Annotated in this window: 2 protein-coding genes and 1 pseudogene; 2 read left to right on the forward strand and 1 reads right to left on the reverse strand. The window is 67.7% G+C overall.

Features of this window, described 5'->3' with window-relative positions:
- Positions 1-177: 177 nt before the first annotated feature.
- The gene (locus HV742_RS31975) at positions 178-1,074 is read right to left on the reverse strand and encodes a hypothetical protein (RefSeq protein ID WP_175147279.1); all 897 of its coding nucleotides are present in this window, start codon (positions 1,072-1,074) and stop codon (positions 178-180) included.
- A gap of 191 nt (positions 1,075-1,265) precedes the next feature.
- Between HV742_RS31975 and HV742_RS31980 the strand changes: the two genes are divergently transcribed.
- Together HV742_RS31980 and HV742_RS31985 are read left to right on the forward strand one after the other, a co-directional pair.
- Positions 1,266-2,117 (forward strand): M15 family metallopeptidase, encoded by an 852-nt coding sequence (locus HV742_RS31980; RefSeq protein ID WP_054420030.1) that lies wholly within the window; start codon positions 1,266-1,268, stop codon positions 2,115-2,117.
- Between the two features lie 70 nt (positions 2,118-2,187).
- Positions 2,188-2,386 (forward strand): annotated as a pseudogene (locus HV742_RS31985) (hypothetical protein); the annotation flags it as partial.

Raw genomic sequence — 2,386 nt, forward strand, 5'->3', positions numbered from 1 at the left:
ACAGCGCCACCACGCGCAACTGGCCCACGCCGGACAGCGCCTCGCGCGCGATCCAGCCTTCCACGTGCAGCGACGCCAATGCGCCCTCGCCTTGCAGCCGGTAGAGCCGGGGGTCGGAATTGAACAGGCCGGCGGAAACGCTCGAATCCATCACTTGAAAACCTTGATCAAACAGGCTCACGGTTCGACGTGAGATTGCGCGTTGGGACATTCGGGCGCGGTGCCCCAGTGGCCGGCGCAGACGCGCAGGCGACATTGTTCGCTTTCCAGGAAGCCGAGCTTGCGGCATTCCGCCAGGCGCGCGGACAGCGGTGAACCGGGCAGTTCGCGCACGAACACGCCGTCGGTCTTGTAGACCTTGGTGCCGGGCGGCGAGGCGGGCGGCAGGCCGTAGGCCATCAGCGTGGCCAGCAGCGCGGCGTCACTGTCGTTGCGCGGCGGCGTCTTGCCGCGCGCGGGCGCGGACTTGGTCGTGCCCGCCTTGGGCGCGGCGGCCGATGCGACCGCGGCGGGCGCCGTGGCGGCCGTGGCCTCGTGGCCCCGTTCGGCGTTGCGCGGGGCCGGCGCCTTGGCCTGATTGGCGCGCGGCACGGCGGCGGGCGCCGGCGCGGGCGTCGTGACGGCCAGCGCCGCCAGTGGATTGGCCGGCTCGACGTCGGCATCGGGTCGCGTCAATTGCGCCAACGGATGTTCTTCGATGATGGTGGCGGCGGACGAAGGCGGCGGCTCGCGGTTCTCCGGCGCCGGAGCGGGCGCCTCGGCCTTGGCGACCGGCGCGGCCGCGGGCGGCGCGTTGCTCTCGACGCGCGCCACCACCACCGGCAGTTCGGCGGTGTCATACACCGCCCACAGGCCCGCGCCCACGAAACCCAGGAACAACAGCAGCAACAGCGCCAGCACGGGCGTCCTGCTGCGTTGCTTCGGCGGCAAGTGCTTGGTCTCGGCCTCGGGCACGCGGCCCTCGAGCGAGGCGAGAATGCGCGAAGACTGCCGCTCGTCCGACGCGGACGGGCGGCCAGCCAGCAGACTGGGAATGGAGGGAGGTGGTCGCGATCTTTTTTCGTCTTCTGCCATGCGAGGTCCCGTATTGGCAGGGGTATTGCCACCCCCTGATAACCAAGGTGATCGAGAATACCCGATGACATCTTTTAGATCACGGCTTCTTGTTACGATTCCTAAAGCATCGACGCTGTCTGCAACGCCGTTACGCTTGCCTCAATCACGAATAGAACAAAAGATTACGCCTTCGTGATTGAGGGATACCGTTGCTAGTCCTGCTGCCCCTATATTTTCTGCTCGCAATCGGCGTTTCCGCGCTGCTGGTTTTCCCCGCCCTGCGGGCGGGAACCGCGCGGAGCGTACGCGCGTTCGCGCAGGGTTTGCGCCGCCGCGTGGCGCGCGGCGCGGGGCATGCGGGCGGCGTGGTGGGCGGGTCGGCGCAGGTGGTGCGCAGCGGATTCGGCCGGGCCGGCAGCACGTTTTCGCTGTACCGCTGGCAGATCGCGGCGGGGCTGGCGGTGGTGTTGCTTCCGTCCCTTTTCGCTTTCGTCATGCGACACAATCACACATTTATTTACGAGGATCGGATGGCCGGTCCGGACCCTCGTATCCAGGCCTTGTTGACGGGTGAACGGCTGGTGCCGCCACCGCCCCTGCCGCCTGAAGTGTTCACCACGCGCGAAGTGGAATTGGTGCGTCCGAACCTGGGCGGCGCGAGCCGCGACTGGAACCTGCTGGACGCCGATTACCGCCAACGCCTGCTGGCCGCCTATCGCGTCATGCGCGAAGAACATGGCTATGAAATGGTGCTGATCGAAGGCTACCGCAGCCCCGAACGCCAGGAAGAGCTGGCCGCCAAGGGCTCGCACGTGACCAACGCGGGCGCCTACCAGAGCTATCACCAGTACGGCCTGGCCGCCGACAGCGCGTTCCTGCGCGACGGCAAGGTGGTGGTATCGGAAAAGGATCCCTGGGCCATGCGCGGCTATGAATTGTTCGGCGAGACCGCCGAACGGGTCGGCCTGACCTGGGGCGGGCGCTGGAAGCTGATGGACTTCGGCCACACCGAATTGCGGCGCCCCGGCGTCATGCGACGCGACGCGGGGGCCGCGCAATGATCCGATCATCTCGCGCGACTACCCTGCTCCCTTTGCCTGCCCTGACAACCGATTACCGCTACGAATACACATGACCCGCTTTCTCAAAACCGGCCTGCTGCTGGCCCTGGTCTTCGGGGTGGTCTGGCTGGCCGTCATCATCTGGTGGCAGGAATCACGCACGCTGCCCACCGGGCTGGACATCGGCCTGTATCTGTTCGCGCTGCCGCTGGCGCTGATCGCGGCTGGCTGGGCCGGCCTGCGCATCGCGCGCGCCCGCCGCGAAGCCC

Origin of the sequence: Achromobacter ruhlandii (assembly GCF_902859695.1) — a bacterium.
Classification (GTDB): Bacteria; Pseudomonadota; Gammaproteobacteria; order Burkholderiales; family Burkholderiaceae_B; genus Achromobacter; species Achromobacter ruhlandii.

Excerpts from the sequence above, each read along its gene's own strand:
- HV742_RS31975 (WP_175147279.1), bottom strand. The coding sequence starts at position 1,074 with ATGGCAGAAGACGAAAAAAGATCGCGACCACCTCCCTCCATTCCCAGT.